Source organism: Psychroserpens burtonensis DSM 12212, assembly GCF_000425305.1.
Taxonomy (GTDB): Bacteria; Bacteroidota; Bacteroidia; order Flavobacteriales; family Flavobacteriaceae; genus Psychroserpens; species Psychroserpens burtonensis.
Map to the genome: position 1 here is coordinate 150,627 of NZ_KE384347.1, position 22,519 is coordinate 173,145.

General features: G+C 33.5%; 16 protein-coding genes. 8 read left to right on the plus strand and 8 right to left on the minus strand.

Annotated elements, in window-relative coordinates:
• Positions 1-6 precede the first annotated feature (6 nt).
• The 3 genes from H593_RS0117270 to H593_RS0117280 form a co-directional block, all read right to left on the minus strand.
• Positions 7-3,057, minus strand: coding sequence for a SusC/RagA family TonB-linked outer membrane protein (locus H593_RS0117270; RefSeq protein WP_028873569.1), 3,051 nt, complete (start codon positions 3,055-3,057; stop codon positions 7-9).
• A gap of 235 nt (positions 3,058-3,292) precedes the next feature.
• Entirely contained in the window at positions 3,293-6,121 is a 2,829-nt protein-coding gene (locus H593_RS0117275; RefSeq protein WP_245585077.1) for a helix-turn-helix and ligand-binding sensor domain-containing protein, read from the minus strand.
• A gap of 88 nt (positions 6,122-6,209) precedes the next feature.
• Positions 6,210-7,094 carry an alpha/beta hydrolase gene (locus tag H593_RS0117280; protein ID WP_028873571.1) on the minus strand — a complete coding sequence of 295 codons (885 nt, stop codon included), beginning with the start codon at positions 7,092-7,094 and terminating at the stop codon, positions 6,210-6,212.
• Positions 7,095-7,399: 305 nt separating this feature from the next.
• On the opposite strand from H593_RS0117280, the gene H593_RS0117285 reads away from it, so the two are divergent.
• On the plus strand, positions 7,400-8,398 hold the full coding sequence (locus tag H593_RS0117285) for a metal-dependent hydrolase (RefSeq protein ID WP_028873572.1): 999 nt from the start codon (positions 7,400-7,402) through the stop codon (positions 8,396-8,398).
• Positions 8,399-8,578: 180 nt separating this feature from the next.
• Here H593_RS0117285 and mnmE read toward each other — a convergent pair whose 3' ends face one another.
• Entirely contained in the window at positions 8,579-9,970 is a 1,392-nt protein-coding gene (mnmE, locus tag H593_RS0117290; protein ID WP_028873573.1) for a tRNA uridine-5-carboxymethylaminomethyl(34) synthesis GTPase MnmE, read from the minus strand.
• A gap of 195 nt (positions 9,971-10,165) precedes the next feature.
• Between mnmE and H593_RS0117295 the strand changes: the two genes are divergently transcribed.
• Positions 10,166-11,314 (plus strand): TlpA disulfide reductase family protein, encoded by a 1,149-nt coding sequence (locus H593_RS0117295; protein WP_028873574.1) that lies wholly within the window; start codon positions 10,166-10,168, stop codon positions 11,312-11,314.
• A gap of 56 nt (positions 11,315-11,370) precedes the next feature.
• On the opposite strand, the gene H593_RS0117300 is transcribed toward H593_RS0117295, so the two are convergent.
• A complete protein-coding gene (locus H593_RS0117300) occupies positions 11,371-12,021 on the minus strand; it encodes a rhomboid family intramembrane serine protease (RefSeq protein WP_028873575.1) in 651 nt (216 codons plus the stop codon).
• A gap of 53 nt (positions 12,022-12,074) precedes the next feature.
• Between H593_RS0117300 and H593_RS0117305 the strand changes: the two genes are divergently transcribed.
• Positions 12,075-12,977 (plus strand): lysophospholipid acyltransferase family protein, encoded by a 903-nt coding sequence (locus H593_RS0117305; protein ID WP_028873576.1) that lies wholly within the window; start codon positions 12,075-12,077, stop codon positions 12,975-12,977.
• On the opposite strand, the gene H593_RS0117310 is transcribed toward H593_RS0117305, so the two are convergent.
• Both H593_RS0117310 and glmM read right to left on the minus strand, forming a co-directional pair.
• On the minus strand, positions 12,967-14,472 hold the full coding sequence (locus H593_RS0117310) for an aminotransferase class V-fold PLP-dependent enzyme (RefSeq protein WP_028873577.1): 1,506 nt from the start codon (positions 14,470-14,472) through the stop codon (positions 12,967-12,969). The two genes, H593_RS0117305 and H593_RS0117310, sit on opposite strands and share 11 nt — an antisense overlap.
• 24 nt (positions 14,473-14,496) lie before the next feature.
• Complete coding sequence (glmM, locus tag H593_RS0117315; RefSeq protein ID WP_028873578.1) at positions 14,497-15,885, minus strand: phosphoglucosamine mutase; 1,389 nt, start codon at positions 15,883-15,885, stop codon at positions 14,497-14,499.
• A 75-nt stretch (positions 15,886-15,960) separates the two neighbouring features.
• Here glmM and H593_RS0117320 point away from each other — a divergent pair, with 75 nt between their 5' ends.
• The 4 genes from H593_RS0117320 to H593_RS0117335 all read left to right on the plus strand — a co-directional run bounded on the left by H593_RS0117320 (position 15,961) and on the right by H593_RS0117335 (position 21,270).
• The gene (locus tag H593_RS0117320; protein ID WP_028873579.1) at positions 15,961-16,569 is read left to right on the plus strand and encodes an acyl carrier protein phosphodiesterase; all 609 of its coding nucleotides are present in this window, start codon (positions 15,961-15,963) and stop codon (positions 16,567-16,569) included.
• A gap of 247 nt (positions 16,570-16,816) precedes the next feature.
• On the plus strand, positions 16,817-20,074 hold the full coding sequence (locus H593_RS0117325) for a S41 family peptidase (protein ID WP_028873580.1): 3,258 nt from the start codon (positions 16,817-16,819) through the stop codon (positions 20,072-20,074).
• 161 nt (positions 20,075-20,235) lie between these two features.
• Complete coding sequence (locus H593_RS0117330; RefSeq protein WP_037052872.1) at positions 20,236-20,967, plus strand: hypothetical protein; 732 nt, start codon at positions 20,236-20,238, stop codon at positions 20,965-20,967.
• 33 nt (positions 20,968-21,000) lie between these two features.
• Positions 21,001-21,270, plus strand: coding sequence for an AbiH family protein (locus H593_RS0117335; RefSeq protein ID WP_028873582.1), 270 nt, complete (start codon positions 21,001-21,003; stop codon positions 21,268-21,270).
• 171 nt (positions 21,271-21,441) lie between these two features.
• Here H593_RS0117335 and H593_RS0117345 read toward each other — a convergent pair whose 3' ends face one another.
• On the minus strand, positions 21,442-21,969 hold the full coding sequence (locus H593_RS0117345; protein ID WP_028873583.1) for a hypothetical protein: 528 nt from the start codon (positions 21,967-21,969) through the stop codon (positions 21,442-21,444).
• Between the two features lie 198 nt (positions 21,970-22,167).
• Here H593_RS0117345 and H593_RS0117350 point away from each other — a divergent pair, with 198 nt between their 5' ends.
• Positions 22,168-22,518 (plus strand): hypothetical protein, encoded by a 351-nt coding sequence (locus tag H593_RS0117350; protein WP_147231063.1) that lies wholly within the window; start codon positions 22,168-22,170, stop codon positions 22,516-22,518.
• Position 22,519: the final 1 nt, after the last annotated feature.

The following is a 22,519-nucleotide window of genomic DNA, read 5'->3' on the forward strand; positions in this document are numbered from 1 at the left end:
GTGTTTTTAAAAATTAAGATTTAGGCCTACTGAATATGTTCTTGGCACTGGATAAAAACCAGAATCAATTCCTCCTCCAATTGGAGCTCCATTAGAAGCACTTGGATCAAAACCTCTATATTTTGTAAATGTATGCAAGTTATCTACTCTTCCATACACACGCACTTTAGAGATACTAAACTTATCTGTCCAATTCACAGGTAAGGTATATCCTAGTTGAATATTTTGAATTCTAATAAAAGACGCATCTTCAACATAGAAATCTGAAAACACAGTATTAGTAGTTGCACCATTTGTAACTCTTGGCACAGTATTACTAGTCCCAGGTCCAGTCCAACGGTCTAACACATAATTAAGTCTATTCACATCTGTTAATGTACGCTCGTAATTACGCACCATGTCGTTGCCTATAGAGGCAAACGTATAGGCTACAAAATCAAATCCTTTATATTTAAAATTTAAGTTTAAACCCATAGTTACATCTGGAATAGGATCCCCAATATTTGTTCTATCATTAGCATCAATATTTCCATCACCATTTAAATCTTTATAGCGAATGTCTCCAGGCGAAGCAGGAGCTCCTAAATCCAACTGCGAAGGATGTGCATCAACTTCTGCTTGATTTTGAAAGATTCCATCGGTTTGTAGACCGAAAAAATATCCTATAGGATTCCCAACATCCATTCGTGAAGGTGGCAACTGACCTACACCAAAACTTCCACCTTCTATGAAACCCGTACTATTTTTCACTTCCAAAACCTCATTTTGAAGAGTTGTGATGTTATAATTAATCCCGAAGCTAAAATCATCAGAAAAATTATCTCTATAACCAATTGCAAATTCAAAACCTCTATTCTCTACGGTACCTGCGTTGACAGTAGGCGAACCAGCTCCTGGTGCAATAACACCTGTAATTAGTGATACAGGAATATCTTGGATTAACAAGTTATCTCTAGTATTTATAAAGTAATCAGCGGTAATATCAACTCTGTTATTAAAAAGTTTCATATCCAATCCAACATCAAATTTCTTTGATTCTTCCCACTGCAAGTCAGGGTTAGGCAAAACGCCTATAGCCTGACCTACGACTAAGGTATTATTAAACACAGTTTCTGCTTCTCCATTCAACAAACCAGCAAAACGTTCATCACCAATTAAATCACTTCCTAAAATACCATAACTCACTCTAAACTTTAGAAAACCTATAGAATTCACATTATCAAAAAATCCTTCATCAGACATAATCCACCCAGCAGTAAATGAAGGAAAAAATCCAACTTGATTTCCTGGTCCAAATCTAGTAGACGAATCTCTTCTAGCCATTGCAGAAAACAAATACTTACCCTTATAATCATATTGAAAACGCGCTAAAAATGATAAACGTCTCACATCATACTGATAAGACCCAACATCTCTAACTCCCTGTGCGCTGGTACCTTCAGCAAGAGCAATGTCTGCAAATTCCCATGAATTGTTTGGAACGTCAAATCCTGTTGCGAATAGACCGTTACCAAACGTTTGAAAAATTGTTGTTCCTAACGTAAGATTCACATTGTGATCATCCCCAAATTTGTTATTGTAAGTTCCGAAAATATCTAGAGAGTAATCATTATCATTTATCGAATTTTGACTTACACTACTTCTCGGTACGTCAAACACTTTTCCTCCAAAATCAACTTCTTTACTAAAGCTTTTACCTTCACTATTAGATGAGTTAAAACCAATTCGTGATGTTAACATCACCTTATCCAAAATATCATATTCCAAACTTATAGTACCGTTTAATTTTCTTAAGTCATAATCATTAAACGTATTTTGAATCTGAGCAATTGGATTAATAATTTCAATCCCTAAACCAGGTGAAGTCGGAAATAATGTTGGTTGACCATTGCTATCTAGAGCACTTAACGTCGCAGGCGCATTTAAAGCGTTAAACAAAACAGAGCCTAAACCATTATCATTAATAGCATCATTGTCTATATACGTATAAATTGCATTTGCTTTAAATCTCAGTTTATCACTAATATCTGCTCCTAAAGATAATCGCGCTGTATTTCTTCGGAAATCTGATTTCTTTGGAGCAATAATACCTTGTTGATATAAATGTGAACCACTAAAGGCGTAGGTTATTTTCTCAGAACCACCCGAAACTGTGAAATCATGACTTATAATTGGAACCCCAGTATTAAATATTTCATCTTGCCAATCTGTACCAGCTCCTAAATTTGAAATATCTGGAAAAGGAGCTCCTTGACCATCTGCAGCATAACCTTCATTCAAAATTAAAGCATATTCCGAGGCGTTCAATAAATTCAAGCGATTTGAAGATTCTTGAAAACCCGTATACGTATTGTAAGAGACCGTTGTTTTTTGATTTTTCTTTCCACTTTTTGTAGTAATTAGTACCACTCCATTTGCACCAATAGTACCATAAATTGCAGCCTGCGCATCTTTTAAAACAGTGATGGTCTCAATATCATTAGGATTTAATATACTTAAATCACCAACATAACCATCTATTATTACTGTTGGGCCTGCTGCTCCATTAGTACCTATACCTCTAATTCTAATATCTAAACCTGCACCTGGCGATCCAGATTGTGAGGTCACATTAACTCCTGAAACCGTACCTTGGAGAGCCTGCTCAACCTTAATCGGCTGAAACTCTCTAAGTTGCTTTGCACTTACAATAGAAACCGCGCCAGTAACATCACGTTTCTTTTGTGTACCATATCCAATTACCACAACTTCATCAAGTGACTCTGTATCCTCTATAAGGACAACATTTAAGACATCTCCATTTTTCACTACTACTTCTTGATTTTGATATCCTATGTATGTAAATACCAAAACAGAATTTATTTCAACATTTTTAATTTCAAAATTACCATCAAAATCTGTTGATGCACCTTTTGCGGTGCTCTTTACTAATACGTTTACTCCAGGCAATGGTTGCCCAGAAGCTTGATCTGTAACTGTTCCCTTAATAGTTACTTCTTGGCCAAAGGCGAAACAAGTAAAAAAGATAAACAGTATGGATAAAAGTTTTGTTGTCATATCATATAATTGTTATAATCCAAACTTACATAGCGTTTATAAGAATTCAGTAAAAATCACCAATACAAAAAACATACATCGCAATATTTTAAAGCTAAATTAAAGATATTCTCTAAAAAACGAGTTTTCTAGGGAGTTAGAAGATGTGTTAATTAACATAACTATAACGTTGTAAAGGTTCAAAAAACCAAAATGTAGTGGTAATGTATAGTTAGTTATGCAGCTTGTATAGTTTTTATATTTCTAAAATATAATTTGTTAAGCTAGCCTCATGGGGTAAATTCATTTTTTTACGTAATCTGTAACGTTTAACTTCAACACTTTTAGGAGAGATATTGAGCAATGGAGCTATTTCCTTAGAGGATAAATTAAGTCTTAAATATGCACATAGTTTTAAATCATTAGGAGTTAAAGCGACATGCTTTGTCTTAACCTTTTTCAAGAAGTCCTTATCGGCATTATTAAATGCTTCTTCAAAAAACTTCCAATCGTCTGTATTATTTAAGTTTTTATCAATTATTTTAATGACAGGATTTAAACCCTCCGACTTATTAGCATTTTTGAGTTCTTCTTTTATATTATTTAAAAACTCATTCTTTTTTATAAGACTCATTGTAGATATGGCAAGCTCCCGATTTTTATTCTCAATATCTTGTCTTAATTGATCATTTCTTAACGCCATTAACTCTTGTTCATTTTCTAATTGCTTAACTTCCAAGTCTCTGTCAGCATCAAATAATAATTTCTCCTCTTGTCGCTTATACTTTCTCTTATAAACATTATGCATTAGTATTGAAAATAGAATTACAGAGAGTACATAAAGAGAAACCATAAGATTTGACAGATACCAAGGCTTATCAACTTTAAATGAGAACATTGAGATATTATTAGTTAATTGGTCACCTACTCTCCCTCTTACACTAAACGTATATTCTCCGTGAGGTAGATTTTTAAACAACTCTGTTGAGGATTTAGACCACTCACTCCAATAATCATAATTACCTTCTAATTTATATTGATATTCTGCTTCTAAATATTTATCAAACTCTGCGATACTATATGTGATCTCAAAATTGTTATACTCGTGGTGAAATTCTTCTGAACCTGAGGTGTCCAAAACTCTTTTTTCAGAATCAATACCAAAATTATGTATAGCATTGATATTAATATTATACGACTGACTTTTCATTTTATTTAAGTCAATAATAATATACCCTGAAGACGTACCTAATAAGTATTTTTGATTTTTAATTGGAAAAATGTTTTCATAACCTATAACACTTTTACGTAAATTTTTTGATAACGGAATTGTATTGATCTTTGGTATATTGTTTAAAAGACCAGGAGTTATATACTTAATGTTTTTCAAGCCAAAACTCCAAAGTTTATTTGGCGTATTCACAAGTTTACCAGAAACGTAATTTAAAGAATCATAAGCTTGACTTAAAATCGAATCTTTTTTAAACGTATCCCCAGTTTTGTCATAGGCATAAATACCGTCTTCATAGGCATATAATATCTGAGAATTATACTTTAGCAAACTTGAATGCAAGCCCTTTTTTACAGAATTATCTTTTGTTACTTTTAAAACTTTACTGAATGCATTATCAACTTCTAATTTAAAAACACCTTTATACTCGTGACTTACAAAAACTTTATTTGTATCTGTTATTTCAAAAAACTTTGAGGATATATTGAACCCTTCAATTTTATTTCTTAAAGTCCATGTTTCATTAGATTTCTCTAAAACACTTAAGCCGTTGTAATTACCTTGAAGCAATAGGTCATTATTACCTGGAATTTGCTTAACACTCCAAGTTCCTTCAATACTAGAAACCTGCTCAGCTCTTTTACCATTAATTATAAAGGTGCCTAAATCGTGACCACAAAAAAGTGTATTATTAAAAACTTCCAAACACCAAACTTGACCTTTAACGCCCTCTACAAATTCAAATTCTTTGTAAGAATCCATTGCCTTTACAAATAAACCTTGATTAGTTCCTATATAAAGCATACCATCATGCACTTTAGATACATGAACAGTTCCTAATTGTCCCCTTTTATCGTCATACTCCTTAAAAGGAGATGAACTATTGATACAATTAATTCCATTATTTAATCCTAACCAGATATTTTCGTCAATATCTTCAAAAACAGAGAGTACTGTATTATTAGATAGTCCGTTATTTTGATTTAGTGAATAGTCAATTTCCCCATCATTTGTTATATTAATAAGACCATTAGAAATGGTACCAATAGCGAAACTTCCATTTCTAAGCCTAATACTGCTGTATACCGTTAAATCTGAAATAATGTCATTGGCAGGAATTTCCCATTTGGAAAGTAATCTGTTTTCATAAACGAAAAACCCTTTTTGATTGGTTTGAATAATTAATTTGTTTTCTAGGCTAAAGATATTGATGACTCTATTAGTCTTCAATATATCATCATCTGAAAATAATTTCTCTTTACCATTTTCAATTTTAAAAATTCCTTGATTTAGTTTCTGATAGTATATCGTTCTGTCAACATTAATCATTTTAGTTAACGTTGTTTCAGAATCTATAATATTAAAAGATTTTGTAGCTGTACTGTAGCTATAAATTCTATTTAAAGATTGAAACACAATAAATCCTTCTAATGAAATGATATTCCAAATCTGTTCATCTTCAATCATAGCAGATTCGAGATCTTTAGCTAAAGATGTATATATTAATTCATTGAAAATATTATGCTCCCAAAATCCAAACTCCATATAGCAACCTGTGTAAATCCGATTACCAACAGCTTTGACTGACCTTAAAATAGTTTGATTAGGTGTTTCATACAACTTCCACAACGCTCCGTTGAACTCTAATAATCCAATGTTGTTAGCTACATAAATATATTTATTATCAGATTGAGAAATAGCCCAGTTTTGATTTTCAGCATTATACATTTCCGGAGAAAAACTTTGAATAGGCGGTATCTCTTGAGCTTGGGACATATAGCTAAAACTCAAACAAATGCATATTGCTAACATTTTTAATATTTTGAACTCCGAAGAAATCTTAGCTTTTTGCATTTGTATAGGTATTTGCAAGAATTAGTTGTACAAAATAACACTAAAATCACAAAAAACAAAACAATCCTGAGCCTAGTAAGAGTAAGACCTACTGTTTAAACTCTAAACGTTTGGTTTGTATTACTTTTTTATATGTGATTGTATTGTTTATAAATTGTAAAATATTATCTAATTCTGAAAAAGGAATTGATGCTACTTCGTGCCGTCCCCCTTCAACTCGAAATAAATAATAGGACTTATTTAGTTTTTCTAACATGGTAAAAATCACTCCAGATCCATTTAAAATGAGATAACCTGTCTCATCGAATTTACACGAATGATGTGGTGCTTTAGAATAAGGAACAAGGTTGTCTTTTGTGCCATGAAACAATACTGTTGGCACAGCATTTTCCTTTGTAATGTAGTTTTCGTCAACCATGGCGCCCGCAAAAGAAATCAAACCAGCATATTTTATATCATCATAATTCGTTGTGTCCTCTATAAAATAATCTCTCATATAAACAGCACTTAACACACTTTCTGCACCTGAACTACTCCCTCCTGCTATTATTTTTTTAGAATTTATATGAAGAGAATCACCATTTTGAATTATATAGTTTGTGGCATCTAGAAAATCCTCCACAGCTTTAGCAAACGTAAATAATTTGTCTTGTTTTGAACATTGACAACCAAATCCTGTTTTAGTGCCTTTGCGTGATAACCTATAAGATATTGATACTCCTATAAATTTATTTTTCGCTAGATATTTCATTAATTGTTGCTCATCTTTCCCATCTCTTGATCCTTTAGAAAAACCGCCGCCATGCATCCAGATGACAACAGGAAGTGTACTATTGTCTTTAATGTTATATGGCGTATAAACATCAAGTTTTAATGAATCATTGTTTTTTATTGCATATGTGTGCGTACTCACTGATTGTGAAAATGCAGTGAAAGAAATGATTATAATTATGAACTTTATGACTACTTTCATTAGCTGTTTTTCAAAAAAATAAAATAATTAGTAAAACTTAATATTATACTAAAAATAGTATGCCTCTAAATTAATATTAATTAAGCGTTAGGACTATTTTCTAAAGTTTAGGATTTAAGAAATCATTCTTTGTTTTTCAAAATTACAACTATCTCATGAATTTTAATATTAGTTTTTAAAAATTAGAGTAGACAGAATCTATAACCACACCGAAATAAATAATAATCTTAATTGTATAAAAAAAGTCATACGTTTTTGTTGTTTATATGAAAGTATCGTATTCAATAGTTATTTTTGTAGATAGTATGGACTCACTCACACAAATTGTTTTAGGTGCTAGCGTTGGCGAAGCTGTTCTTGGAAGAAAGGCAGGGAACAAGGCTATACTTTATGGAGCCATTGCAGGAACCATTCCCGATTTTGATGTCTTTGCCTCTCATTTTACAGATACAGTTACGGCACTTGAAATACATCGTGGATTTACACATTCTATTTTATTTTCTATACTTTTTGCACCAATATTTGGTTGGCTAGTTTCTAGATACGAAACTTATAAAAACTTTAAAGGCTGGTCTTGGCTATTTTTCTGGGCCTTTTTGACGCACCCCATTTTAGATGCTCACACTACTTGGGGAACACAACTGTTTTGGCCTTTAGATTTAAGATTAGCCTTTAAAACTATTTTTGTTATAGACCCTATATATACTTTACCTTTTTTAGTATTCTTAATTTTAGTGCTGTTTCAAAAACGGACATCAAAACAACGACGCTTGTATAATACTTTGGGATTAACAATAAGCACAATCTACTTAGGCCTTACGTTTTTATTAAAAGGGTTGGCATTTACAAAATTTGAAAATGCTTTACAAAATCAAAACATCACTTTTAAGCAAATAGATACTAGGCCTTCGCCACTCAATACCGTTCTCTGGAGTGCTAATATTGAAACAAAAAAAGAATACTTATTAGCTAACTATTCTTTTTTTGATACTCAATCCATAACATTTGATGCGTATCCAAAGCATCATGACCTATTAGGTGATCTTGCTAATAATGATACGGTAAAACGTATGATTGCAATTTCTGAAGGTTGGTACACCATCATAAAAAAAGATGGCGACTTATACTATAATGATTTACGGTTTGGCCTACTTAGTTTAGAGCCAGGATCTCAAGCTTTCGTATTTCAGTATAAAATAGAAGTTGACGATTTTGGCCGTGTTACCTTTATTGAACAAGCAAAAGATAAACGTGATGCTAAAAAACTAATGACAGATTTATGGCTGCGTGCTAAAGGGAATTAGATCTATCGAACACCGATATCCTTAATACATAAAGCTGCTTAATTATTACTATTTTAATTGAAAGCTTTTTTTAATCCGATAGAAATTGAAATCACAGCACATCAACAATTAGACAGTAATGACTAAAAGTGTTTGCCTCTTAATTTTATCGGAAGTCAAATAATTTTATAGCTATAAAATCTATTTCCCGATACAAAAGTTAGCAAAAATATTACCCAATAAGTCATCATTAGTGATCTCTCCAGTGATTTCACCAAAATGAAATAATGCTTGACGTATATCAATAGCCAATAAATCTCCAGACAATCCAGTTTCCAAACCACTTTTGACCTTTTGAACTTCCTCAAATGCCTTTAATAGCGCATCATAATGACGAGAATTAGTGACAATAGTTTCATTGTTACGTAAAGCTCCCGTGTTTATCAAATCTAATAAGACATTTGTAAGTTGCTCTACACCGAACCCTGTTTTTGCAGATAATAATTGAATTTCAGGTATTGTACTTTGCATTTCTGAAATTTGAACATCATCAATCTGATCTATTTTATTAGACACCACGATTAATGGTTTTTGCGGGTATTTATTCCTGATTTTTTCAAGCTCAATTTTAAGTTTTACACCTTTTGATTTAAATTCTGTGCTATCAAATAAGAAAATAACGACTTGTGCTTGATCTATTTTCTCAAAGGTTTTTTTTATTCCAATGGTTTCAACAATGTCTTGAGTATCTCGTATTCCTGCTGTATCGATAAATCTAAAACCAATACCTCCAATTGAGATCTCGTCTTCTATGGCATCTCTAGTCGTACCTGCTATTTCAGAGACAATAGCACGCTCTTCGTTTAAAAGCGCATTGAGCAAAGTAGACTTACCTACATTAGGCTCACCTACTATAGCCACTGGAATTCCGTTTTTTATAACATTTCCAACTGCAAAAGAATCAATCAGTCGTTTAAGTACAAATGTGATCCTCTCTAGTAATTCTTTAAATTGATCGCGATCTGCAAATTCTACATCTTCTTCCGCAAAATCAAGTTCTAATTCAATTAACGAAGCAAAATTTAATAGCTCCTCTCTGAGTTTTGCAATTTCCGAAGAAAAACCACCTCGCATTTGTTGCATTGCTACTTGATGAGATGCCTCATTATCACTTGCGATCAAATCTGCTACAGCCTCAGCTTGTGACAAATCTAGTTTTCCGTTTAGAAACGCTCTTAACGTAAACTCTCCTGCATTTGCCATCCGACATCCTTTCCGAAGAAATAATTGAATAATTTCTTGTTGAATATATAAACTACCATGACATGAAATTTCTATCACATTTTCTCCTGTATACGAGTTAGGATTCCTAAATACAGAAATCAAAACCTCGTCAATAATGCGCTTGTCATCTACAATGTGTCCTAAGTGAATCGTATGCGTTGCTTGTTTTTGTAACGACTTATTTTTAACTACAGAAGTAAAATGTGCATCAACGACAGTAATAGCGTCATCACCAGAAATTCTAATCACAGCGATTGCACCGTTTCCTGATGCTGTAGCCAGTGCAATAATAGTGTCTTGAGGTATCATTAAGTTGTTTTTTACAAAAGTATTGCAATTTTAGATTTTATTATGGAAATAGGCTTGATTTTCTCGTGAGTAACTCATTATATTTGTGGCACAAAGTTTTTAATTATTAAACGAGCTTGTTAAAAGCATTATCAACAAAAGGAATGAATAATTCCGAAAAGCCTGCAGCCGTTAAATAACAATACATATAAATACATGAAAAAATTAGTTACAATTTTTGTCTTATGCTTATTGGTCATAGGATGCAAAACAGAAGAAAAGACACCTTTAGATGGATATCGTATTACTGGAGAAGCTCCTGGAATCTATAATGGAATGCGAATATATCTTCAAATAGCAGATCAAAAAAACAGGAAAATTAATAAGGATACTGCTATCGTCATGAACGAAAAATTTATGTTTGAGGGTAAAACTGATAAACCAGAGATTTGGTTTTTAAACATTACTGGTGTCAATGGCAGTATGCCTTTTATTATTGAGAATGATTTATATAAGATTATTGTTGATAAAGATAAAATTGATAATACCTCGATCATGGGGCCAAAAGCCAATGAATCTTTAAAAGCCTATTTTAATGACCTTAAAGAATTAGCAAACAGACGCATCAAATTGATGGGACAATTGAGAACAACTGCAGATGATTCTGTGCGTGAAACGGTCAATAACGAAATGGTTAATCTAAATATTGAACAATCTAAAATTCTATTTAGACATATTGAACAAAATAAAGATAATAGCGCATCTTTAGTATTTATTGATAATGAATTAAGTGGTAAAGAAGCAGATATAGATAAACTTAATACTATTTTAAAAACTCTTGATAATACCATTCAGAAATCAAGTCTTGGTAAAGAAATAGAAAACAAAATCCAGCAATTAAAAAAATTAAAAGCTGCAGAAGGTGCTACAGAAATAGGCAGTATGGCTCCTCAGTTTTCTGCTCCTACTCCAGACGGAACACAATTATCTCTTAAAGAATCACTAGGTAAAGTGACCGTTATTGATTTTTGGGCTGCTTGGTGCGGACCTTGTAGAAGAGAGAATCCAAATGTGGTCAAAGTTTATAATAAATACCACAGTAAAGGATTAGAAATCATTGGTGTATCACTAGATGGTAGCTCCAGACAAAAAGACCCAAAAGATGCTTGGATAAAAGCAATAGAGCAAGATCAACTTACTTGGAATCAAGTATCTAACTTAAGCTATTTTAATGATCCTGTTGCGAGAGCTTACAATATTAAGTCTATTCCTGCTACTTTTATTTTAGATGAAACTGGAAAAATAGTAGCTAAAAATTTAAGAGGAGCTGCTCTTGAAGCTAAGATTGCAGAATTACTGAATTAAATTTTTGTTTACTACGTAAAAGCGCCTTTAGTTTTTAATTAAAGGCGCTTTTCGTCTTAAATTTTACCCAGCTTATGCATAATAAAGAGCACTACAATGGGTATTGCTAATAGACAAACCATGAGTAGTTCTGTTTCAAAAAGAGAAGGCATAAGAATTAACGTAATAACATAGCCTCCTACTGCTCCTCCAAAATGTGCATCATGACCAATATTCCCAACTCTTTTTTTCATCCCGTAGATAGAATATAAAAGATATACTATACCAAAAATATAGGCAGGGATTGGTAATGGAATAAAGAATAAGTAAAGTTCCATCCTAGGATCTAATAGTATAGCCGCATACAAAATCCCTGTAACTGCTCCACTTGCTCCTACTGCACTGTATTGATGTTCATTTTTATGAAAATACAAAGACAACAAACTCCCTAAAATTAGACTTCCTACGTACACAATTAAGAAATTAACTTCTCCAACAAAATGAATGACACGATCTGCAAAAAAATAAAGTGTTAGCATGTTGAATAATAAATGCTGTGTATCTGCGTGTAAAAACCCAGAACTAAACATTCTAAATTGTTCTCCTCTTTTAATACCTCCAACATTAAACTTGTAACGTTCAAAAAAACTATAATCATTAAATCCTTTGTAAGATATCAAAGCATTAGCTCCAATGATGATAATGGTAAATAAACTCAAACTACCCATAGACTATTAACGTTTTATTATATATATATTTGTCACTGCAAATCTAATCAATAATGCAATTTATAATTTACATTTTAGTTTATCCATTTTTATGGCTTATTTCTATCCTTCCGTTTAGATTGCTCTATGCGTTTTCTGATGTTCTCTTCCTTTTAATTTTTAGAGTTATTGGTTATAGAAAGAAAGTAGTCCTCTCAAATTTAAGACTAGCTTTTCCTGAGAAGGAAGACAAAGAAATTAAAGCAATCACCAAAAAGTTTTATCACCACCTATGTGATATGATGGTTGAAGCTATAAAGTCTTTAACAATCACGGAAGCTGAAATAAAAAAACGCTTCACATTTACCAATGTTGAAATTTTACAAGATCTTGAAAAAAACAGAAGAAGTGTGGCGCTAATGTGCGGACATTACGGAAGTTGGGAGTGGATTTTTGTCCTACAAAGCTACATCAAAAATAAAGGTTATGCTGTTTATAAACGTATTGCAAATAAATATTTTGATAAACTAATTAAAAGAATTCGCGCCAAGTACAATAGCGAATTGATTACCACCAAAGAAACCATCCCTACATTACTGAAAACAAAAGTTCATAAGACAACTTTTGTCTGCGGATTTGTCTCAGATCAAGCCGCTAAGCCGTGGAAAGCACTCCATTGGGCAGAATTCATGGGTCATAGAGTGCCGATGCATACTGGAGCCGAAATGTTAGCAAAACGTCTTGACTTAGCTGTCGTTTTTTTTAGAGTGAAGCGTTTAAAACGAGGATACTATGAAACTACGTTTGAAACCATTACAGAACATCCAAAAGAGTTTAAAAATTACGAGATTACAAATGTTTTTTTTAAATTGGTAGAACAACAAATTTATGAAGCTCCAGAATATTATTTATGGACACATAAACGCTGGAAAGACAAAGATAAATCTCCAAAAGATTATAATAAAGTTAAAGCGTAAACCAAGTTTTTATTTGGCTATTATCTTGAGTTTTTCCAACTAATGACTCATGGATAAATTCATTAGATTTTCCATCATATTCATAGCTTTCAGCCCATTCTTTATGATTTTTAGCTAATGCTTTGATACTTTCACAAACAAAAGTCATTTCTTCATTTGTAGTTGTTGGATGGATAGACATCCGTATCCAACCTGGCTTACGAACTAAATCTCCAATCGAAATTTCATTCGTTAATTCATTACTCGTTTGTTGATCCACATGTAATAAAAAGTGGCCATAAGTACCTGCACAACTGCAACCGCCTCTAGTTTGAATCCCAAAACGATCATTCAAAATCTTTACACCAAGATTAAAATGTAATGCTTCTATATAAAAAGAAATTACTCCTAGACGTTCTTGGTGTTGACCAGCTAGGATATAAATATTTTCTTTGGAAGCTAATGACGAAAAAACGATATTCACCAATTCATGTTCTCTTTTGAGAATATTATCCACTCCCATTTGCTCTTTTAACTTAATAGAAAGAGCTGCTTTTATCGTTTGAAGAAAACCTGGAGTTCCGCCATCTTCTCTATCTTCAATATTGTCAATATATTTATGTTCTCCCCAAGGATTTGTCCAACTTACAGTTCCGCCTCCTGGACAATCAGGAACCATATTTTTATATAACTTTTTATTAAAAATCAACACACCTGAAGTTCCGGGTCCTCCCAAAAACTTGTGTGGAGAAAAGAAAATAGCATCTAAATTTTGTAATTCATTTTCTGGATGCATATTAATTTTTACGTAAGGCGCAGAACATGCAAAATCAACAAAGCATACGCCTCCATTTTCATGCATGACCTCAGCAATCTCGTGGTAGGGAGTTTGGATACCTGTCACATTAGAGCCTCCTATAACAGAGGCTATTTTTAAAGTGCGATCTTTATAGTCTTCTAGTAAAATCTTTAAATTTTCTATACTAAACAGTCCGTCTTCATCTGGTGGTATCACCTCAACCTTAGCAATCGTCTCCAACCAAGATGTTTGATTAGAGTGATGCTCCATATGAGTAACAAAAACGACAGGACGAATTTCATCAGGAACTACTGTATATTGTTGCAAATTTTCTGGTACTTTTAAACCTAAAATTCGTTGGAACTTGTTCACCACATCAGTCATTCCGTTACCTGAGACGATAAGAACATCATCTTCATCACAATTGACGTGATTTTTGATAATGTGCTTGGCCTCATGATACGCTTTAGTCATTGCGGTACCAGAAACAGTTGTTTCTGTATGTGTATTGGCAACAAAAGGACCAAATTCATTACAAAGCTTTTCTTCTATTGGCCTATATAATCGTCCGGAAGCTGTCCAATCTGTATAAATTATTTTTTTGTTTCCAAAAGGGGATTCAAATTCTTGGTCTATTCCAATAATATGTTGCCTAAACTGATTAAAATACAGTTCGAGTTGGGATGGTTTAGACTGAGAAACTTCGGTATAAATCATATTAAAATACTTTAAGTAAAGATACTAAATGTTTGCAAACGTTTTAATTTCAGAAATAATACGATCCGCTAAATTATCTGCTTCTTCTTGACTTGGTGCTTCTGTATAAATTCTAATAATAGGTTCTGTATTACTTTTTCTCAAGTGCACCCAAGAATTAGCAAAATCAATTTTCACACCATCAATAGTCGTTAGGTTTTCTTTAGAATATTTATCCTCCATCGCAACGAGTAAAGCATCAACATCCAATTCTGGTGTTAATTGTATTTTATTTTTGCTCATAAAGTAATTAGGATAGCTCGCTCTCAGCGCACTCACTTTCATTTGCTTTTCTGCTAATAAACTTAAAAACAAAGCGACACCTACTAATGCGTCTCTTCCATAATGTGATTCCGGATATATAATTCCACCATTGCCTTCACCACCGATAATGGCATTATTTTTTTTCATTAAATTGACAACATTCACTTCTCCTACAGCACTCGCTTCATAAGAGCCACCATGTTTCTCTGTGATATCACGAAGCGCTCTTGTAGAACTCATATTACTCACTGTGTTACCAGGTGTTTTACTCAATACGTAGTCTGCACAAGCCACCAATGTGTATTCTTCACCGAACATCTCTCCCTTCTCGTCCATAAAAGCCAAACGATCTACGTCTGGATCCACTACAATTCCAAAATCTGCATTTGCTTTTACTACAGCCTCAGATAAATCTGTTAAATGTTCTTTAAGTGGTTCGGGGTTATGAGGAAAATGACCAGTAGGCTCACAGTATAACTCAATAGCATGTACTCCTAATCGTTCTAATAATAACGGGATTGCGATTCCTCCTGTAGAATTCACACCATCAACAACTACTTTAAAGTTGGCTTTTTCAATGGCCTTTTTATTTACTAATTCTAAATCTAAAACTTCATCAATATGAAGATCAATATAGGCGTCATTAATTGTAATCTCACCTAGGTCATCAACCTCTGCAAATGACATCTCTTTAGATTCTGCGATTTTTAAGATTTTAGCACCTTCTTCTCCATTTAAGAATTCGCCTTTAGCGTCTAGAAGTTTGAGCGCATTCCATTGTTTTGGGTTGTGACTCGCTGTTAAGATAATACCTCCATCTGCATGCTCCATAGGAACTGCTATTTCAACAGTTGGTGTTGTAGATAGTCCTAAATCAATGACATGAATTCCTAATCCGACTAAAGTATTCATTACTAAATTTTGAATCATCTCTCCCGAAATTCTCGCATCTCTCCCGACAACTACTCTGTAATTATCCTTATCGCGTTGTTGTTTTATCCATGTGCCATAAGCAGACGCAAATTTAACGGCATCAATTGGAGTGAGATTGTCTCCAACATTACCACCAATAGTGCCGCGTATTCCTGAGATTGATTTTATAAGTGTCATCCTATCTGTTTTATTTTCAACAAATATACTATTTCAGAATTGTAATAGTAAGCTCACAATTCGTAAATTACACGAATGAATTTTTTAGCCCACATTTTTCTTTCTAACAATGATAATCAGATCACTATTGGTAATTTTATTGCTGACGGAATACGAGGTAAACGCTATAAAAAATACCCTATCAATATTCAAAAAGGGATTTTATTGCATCGCCAAATAGACACCTTTACAGACGCACATCCAACCGTAAGGCTAAGCACTAAAAGGTTGCATAAAAATTACGGCCATTACAGTGGAGTCATTGTTGATATTTTATATGATCACTTTCTAGCAAAAAATTGGTCACAGTATTCTGAGGTTCCGTTGCCTGATTATATTGATAACTTCTATGATTTATTAGAAGATAATTTTGAAACACTTCCCATTCGTATTCAAAAAATGATGCCTCACATGATTGCAGATAATTGGTTGTTGAGTTACGCCAAAATTGAAGGCATCCAAAAGGTTCTAAATGGCATGAATAAACGAACTCAAAACATATCTGGTATGAATACCGCTACTACAGAACTCAAAGCCTTTTACACAGAATTTGAAACAGAATTTACGTCTTTTTTTGAAGAGCTTAGAACATTTACAAAACTAAAATTACAAGACATAGAAATCCAATTAAATGATGAGAACTAAACTAGTACTTTTATTGATAGGTGTTGGAGAAATTATAATATAAAGGGTATAGCATTAACAATAAACGATCTCCTGTTATTGGTAAAGTGATGCCATTCTTATATTAAATGATAGAACTTTAGAAGCTGGTAAAGATTCCCGCAATGATGCTATTGGTGTTGGGTTTTAACATATCAATGCCCAAGCTGTATTAACATTTTTGTATATTTAAAATGTAAAAACAATGTCTTTCAAAACCAACCACATTATGAAAAGTATTCTCATTGGACTATTAGGTCTATTCACAATCTCTATTTCTGCCCAAACCAAACTATTAAGACAACCTACAATACATGGTAACGATGTCGTTTTCGTCTATGCCAACGACCTTTGGAAAGCATCCACTAATGGTGGAACGGCAATCAGACTTACCAGCGACGATGGGTATGAATCTAGTCCGCATTTTTCAAATGACGGCAAATGGATCGCATTTTCTGCGCAATATGATGGTAATGTCGATGTGTTTTTAATCGCTTCGGAAGGTGGAGAACCACAACGTCTCACCTATCATTCTGCAGTAGATATTGTTCAAGGATGGACACCAGAAGGCAACATTTTATTTCGCTCCAACCGAGAAGGACAACCAACGCAAACCACTAAATTCTTTACCGTATCTCCAAAAGGAGAATTACCTGTGGCTTTAGATATTCCTCGAGCTGCTTATGGGGATATTTCTGCAGATGGTTCCCATATTGCCTACACACCAATCACCTCTTGGGATCCAGAATGGCGTAATTATCGTGGTGGTCAAGCCATGCCAATATGGATTGTAGATTTAAAAACTAAAGAATTAATTACCACGCCTCAATTAGATAAAGAGCGTCACCTTGACCCTGTTTGGCTTAATGGTATTGTTTATTATTTATCTGAGCGCGATTATACGAGTAATATTTGGTCTTTTAATCCTTCAACAAAAACCGAAAAACAGCTAACTTTTCATAAAAAATTTGATACTAAGAGCTTAGACGCTAGTTCAGATAGGATTATTTATGAACAAGGCGGATTATTGCATACACTCAACCCACAAAATGGAATAACCAAAACATTACATATTGAAGTGAAAGCAGATCTCAACTTTTCACGTGAACGCTGGGAAGATGTCTCAGGAGGACAATTATCTAATCCTAACATTTCACCTAATGGAAAACGGGCCATCTTTGAGCATCGAGGCGATATCTTCACGGTTCCAAAAGAAAACGGAACATGGAGGAACTTAACAAATTCGTCTGGTATTGCAGACCGAACACCAATTTGGTCGCCTAAAGGTGATAAAATTGCCTGGTTTTCCGATAAAAGTGGAGAATATCAAATGGTAATTGCAGATCAAAACGGTCAAAACCAACAATACATTAAACTACCAAATAATACATTTTACTTTCAGCCAGATTGGTCTCCAGACGGAAAATATATCGCTTACACGGATACAGATTTTAATATCTGGATCATTAATTTAGACTCTAAAAAAGCAATTATTGCAGATACCGAAGGTTACGCTCATCCAAATCGTAGCATGAATCCTAAATGGTCGCCAGACAGTAAATGGATAGCATATGCCAAACAAAATAATAGTAGTTTTAAATCTATTTATGTCTATAATATAGACTCTAAAAAGATTATTCCTATTACAGATCCTCTTGCAGACGCTATTAGTCCAGTTTGGGATGCATCGGGAAAATATTTATATACGTTAGCAAGTACTAATTATGGATTAGCTACTGGATGGTTAGATATGAGTTCTTACGATCCTAAAACGACGAGAAGTTTATACGCTGTCGTTTTATCTGCGGAAGACAAAGCGCCTAATCATATAAAGACAGATGAGGAATCTCCCGAAGATAATACAGATGAAAAAAGCGATAAAAATAAAGATTCAAAAGATGATGCAAAACCAGATACTAATGTCCTTGTGAAAATTGACACCAATGGATTGTTTGATAGGGCTATTGCACTAAACTTACCTTATGGTAATTATATAGCGTTGGCTAAAGCACCTAAAAGTCATGTGTTTATTGCAGAAGCTGGAAAAGACGACGGAACGGTTAAGATTCATGATTTTGACACTGAAAAAGATGAAGCTTCTATTTTTGACGAGGGTGTTCAGCAGATGCTCATTTCCGAAGATAGAAACTCTACGCTTCTTAATAAAAACGGACAATGGGCAATTGTCGCTACTAAAGGAAAAGCTGACTTTTCCGAAGGAAAAATTGATACGAATCTTAAAATAAAAATTGACCCTAAAGAAGAATACAAACAGATTTTTAAGGAAGGTTGGCGCTATATGCGTGACTTTTTATATGTTGACAATGTGCATGGAGCACCATGGGATGATGTGTATAAATGGTATTCGCCATGGATTGATCATGTGCGTCATAGAACCGATTTAAATTATGTAGTTGATATTATGAGTGGTGAGGTTGCAATTGGTCACTCCTATGTTCGTGGTGGTGATTTACCAAATATTGATCAAGTTCCTGTTGGCTTATTGGGAGCAGATATTGTGCTCAATAATGGTTCTTACCAAATCAAAAGAATATTTACTGGTGAACGTTGGAATCCAGGAATCAATGCTCCTCTAGCTCAACCAGGAATTACAATTAATGAAGGTGATTATATTCTAGCTATAAATGGAACTACGCTGTCTGCAAATGTGAATCCGTACGAGTTATTAGAACAAACTGCTGGTCGTGAAATTAACATCACAGTGAATAGTAAACCGTCAATGTCTGGTGCTCAAACGGTTTTAATCAAACCTGTTGCTAGTGAGCGTAGTTTAAGATATTTGGATTGGGTGGAAGGCAACAGGCGTAAGGTCGACGAGTTGTCCGATGGAAAACTAGCTTATGTTTATATTCCAAATACAGGAGAACCAGGTTTCACATCTTTCAATCGCTATTATTTTTCACAGCAAGATAAAAAAGGAGCTATTATAGATGAACGTAATAATGGTGGCGGATCTGCTGCAGATTATATGATTGACATCATGAATCGTAAACTCTTTGGTTATTTTAATAGTAAAACCAAAACCAATCGCCCTTGGACAACACCAATGGCAGGTATTTGGGGACCAAAAGTGATGATCATTAATGAACGTGCTGGTTCTGGTGGTGATTTACTGCCTTACATGTTTAAAGAAGCTAATCTTGGCACCTTAGTAGGTACAAGAACTTGGGGTGGACTTGTTGGAACATGGGACACACCTGCGTTTATAGATGGTGGTCGTATGGTTGCTCCTCGTGGAGGTTTTTATGATGTCGATGGAAATTGGGCTGTAGAAGGTGAAGGTGTTGCTCCAGATATTGAAGTTATTCAGCATCCTAAATTGGTGAGCCAAGGTAAAGACCCTCAATTAGAACGCGCTGTTGAAGAAGCTATGAAACAATTAAAAGTTAAAGAGTTTGAATTAATGCCAGAGCCTGCTGCTCCAATACGATCCAAGCGTCCTGAAGGTTATAAAAACGACAACTAAATTAGTATCTATTAGATACAAACTCATTATTACACAGAGATTCACAGAGGTAAATGATAAGCAATCACGCTTTGAAACTTGGAGCACCTCTAAGAATCCCTGTGTAACAATTAAAGAAAAATCTTAACTTCGCATTTCGAAATAATAAATAATATAAATCCGTGACCAAAAAGAAACCAACTCCAAAAAAAATTCTAAAAATTATAGTTGGAGTCATCATCTTCTTCACGTTACCTACACTCCTACTCTTTGGGTTTATGTACTTTAAATACAATAAAAACTTACCAACTGGAGACCAAGGACCTGCTGCAGACCAACTCGCTACTAGAATGCTTAATTCTTTAAATTATGATGCTTATAAAACTACAGATTATATTGAGTTTACCTTTAAGAAACGCCATCGTTTTAAATGGTCTAAAACAGAAAACACTTGTGAGGTATATTGGGCAAGTATTAAGGTCGATTTAGACTTAGCGAATAACGATAGGTCTGAAGTTTATATTTCTGATATAAAATACGACGGCGTTGAAAAGAAAGATTACATCCAAAAAGCAGTAGATCTTTTCAATAATGATTCCTTTTGGTTGGTCGCTCCATACAAAGTATTTGATCCAGGTGTAGAACGTAGACTTGTAAACACAGAAGATAATAATGAAGCCCTGTTAGTAACCTATATTAATGGTGGTTCAACGCCTGGAGATTCATACTTATGGCATTTTGATGAGACTGGAAAACCAAAGAGCTATCAAATGTGGGCGGACATCCTACCAATTGATGGATTAGAAGCATCCTGGAGTGATTGGATCACAACAGATACGGGAGCTGAATTACCAACGTTTCATAAGTTGTTGGTTTTTGGGTTGGAGATTGAGGGTGTTAAGACAACAAAATGACAATAATTAAACTAGAACACCTAGTATAAGAATATGAAAAAAGTATTGATAATAGGGAATGGTTTTGATAGGGCTCATGGTGCGCCTACCAGTTTTATTGACTTTTCTATATATAGTATAAAAGATTTGTTAATTCCAGATTTGAAAGCTCACATCATTAGTGGAGAAAAATCCAAATATTTTGGAGATACTATTCAAAAAAAATCTGATAATTCTGTGTTTCCATATAGAGATAATAGCTCGATACAGCATAGTTTACGTGGAGCTTTAAAAAAGATTATAAAGGAAGCTATGAAATATTAATGAGAATCTGAAGATAGTGGGTATATGAAAATTCAAAAGGAATATACTACTCTCACAATGTTTACCTCCAGAATGATTGATGATGAAATGACTAGAACAAAAATCGTTAATTTTGAAGATTCTTCTTTTTTTCCTTATCTGGACACAAATAAAGAAGCAGTGTGTAAATGATTAACTACTCTTTTGTCCAACAAACTGTTGTGACTTCATTTTAAACAACACATTAAAACTCGTTAAACTTCCGTAACTACGAGTAATGTATTGCTGCAAATCTATTTTCTCCTGTTCGTCAAGGTTTTTACTTGCATTGATTTTTTGTTCCATAACACGTAATCGATCTCTTACCATAGTGATTTTATGGAAAAAACTATCTACTGTTAATTCCTTGCCTTGTAAATTGGTGTCTCCAGGTTCCATGATGAGTTTTCCACCTTTCCATTTATCTGAAATGTTGACCACTTCACTAACATCACTCCACTTTTTTAAAATACGAACAAGGCTGCTCTCTACATCTGCAAAACTAATTGTGTCTACGTCATCTTCGCAAGCTTCAATAACTTCAAAATCGCTATCGATTTCAATAGTTTCTAATCCGTTATCCATAAAGGTGACCCAATAATCTTTTGAGGTGACGTTTGTGACGACGCCTTTTCCAAATTCATTGTGGTTAATTCTTGACCCTATTCCTAATATATTCATGGTTTTTATTGTTTATTCTGATACACTAAATTAAACATTAAAATAGAAATGGAGTCGTGATAGACTGCTAATTATTTATGGTTTATTATTTTAAAAATAGCACGAACCTTTTAATTGTTAATTATTTGTAAAAACAACTGTTCTTATCCTGTTTTTTGAATAAATTTATGACATTAATACTTTAAATTAATTTTAATTATGAAAAAGCTATTTTTTACATTACTATTTTTAGGATTGTGCATTAGTATGAATGCACAAGATCAACCAAAAATTGGAGATATATTAGAGATAAATGAACCTTATGGTCAACAATATCAATATGTAAAACTGCCAAAACTTAATATTTTGAAGAAGCGAGGCGTTGTTAACAACTACAAAAGTGTCTATGGAAATAAGGTTGTCGTAGAAGACATTAAAACTAAAAAAAATGGCACTACGTATGTGACTCTTAAAAAAGAAGACGGATCTAATTTTTTCGGTTTTTTAAGTACTATAAAAGCTAGTTATGAAAAAGCTATTGATGCAGGAGAGTTATCTATTTCAAAATAAC

Coding starts and splice junctions, on each gene's coding strand:
- glmM (WP_028873578.1), bottom strand. CDS start 15,885: ATGACACTTATAAAATCAATCTCAGGAATACGCGGCACTATTGGTGGT.
- H593_RS0117280 (WP_028873571.1), bottom strand. CDS start 7,094: ATGAAAGTAGTCATAAAGTTCATAATTATAATCATTTCTTTCACTGCA.
- H593_RS0117295 (WP_028873574.1), top strand. CDS start 10,166: ATGAAAAAATTAGTTACAATTTTTGTCTTATGCTTATTGGTCATAGGA.
- H593_RS0117320 (WP_028873579.1), top strand. CDS start 15,961: ATGAATTTTTTAGCCCACATTTTTCTTTCTAACAATGATAATCAGATC.
- H593_RS0117325 (WP_028873580.1), top strand. CDS start 16,817: ATGAAAAGTATTCTCATTGGACTATTAGGTCTATTCACAATCTCTATT.
- H593_RS0117275 (WP_245585077.1), bottom strand. CDS start 6,121: ATGCAAAAAGCTAAGATTTCTTCGGAGTTCAAAATATTAAAAATGTTA.
- H593_RS0117310 (WP_028873577.1), bottom strand. CDS start 14,472: ATGATTTATACCGAAGTTTCTCAGTCTAAACCATCCCAACTCGAACTG.
- H593_RS0117300 (WP_028873575.1), bottom strand. CDS start 12,021: ATGGGTAGTTTGAGTTTATTTACCATTATCATCATTGGAGCTAATGCT.
- H593_RS0117285 (WP_028873572.1), top strand. CDS start 7,400: ATGGACTCACTCACACAAATTGTTTTAGGTGCTAGCGTTGGCGAAGCT.
- H593_RS0117270 (WP_028873569.1), bottom strand. CDS start 3,057: ATGACAACAAAACTTTTATCCATACTGTTTATCTTTTTTACTTGTTTC.
- H593_RS0117305 (WP_028873576.1), top strand. CDS start 12,075: ATGCAATTTATAATTTACATTTTAGTTTATCCATTTTTATGGCTTATT.
- H593_RS0117345 (WP_028873583.1), bottom strand. CDS start 21,969: ATGAATATATTAGGAATAGGGTCAAGAATTAACCACAATGAATTTGGA.
- H593_RS0117350 (WP_147231063.1), top strand. CDS start 22,168: ATGAAAAAGCTATTTTTTACATTACTATTTTTAGGATTGTGCATTAGT.
- mnmE (WP_028873573.1), bottom strand. CDS start 9,970: ATGATACCTCAAGACACTATTATTGCACTGGCTACAGCATCAGGAAAC.
- H593_RS0117335 (WP_028873582.1), top strand. CDS start 21,001: ATGAAAAAAGTATTGATAATAGGGAATGGTTTTGATAGGGCTCATGGT.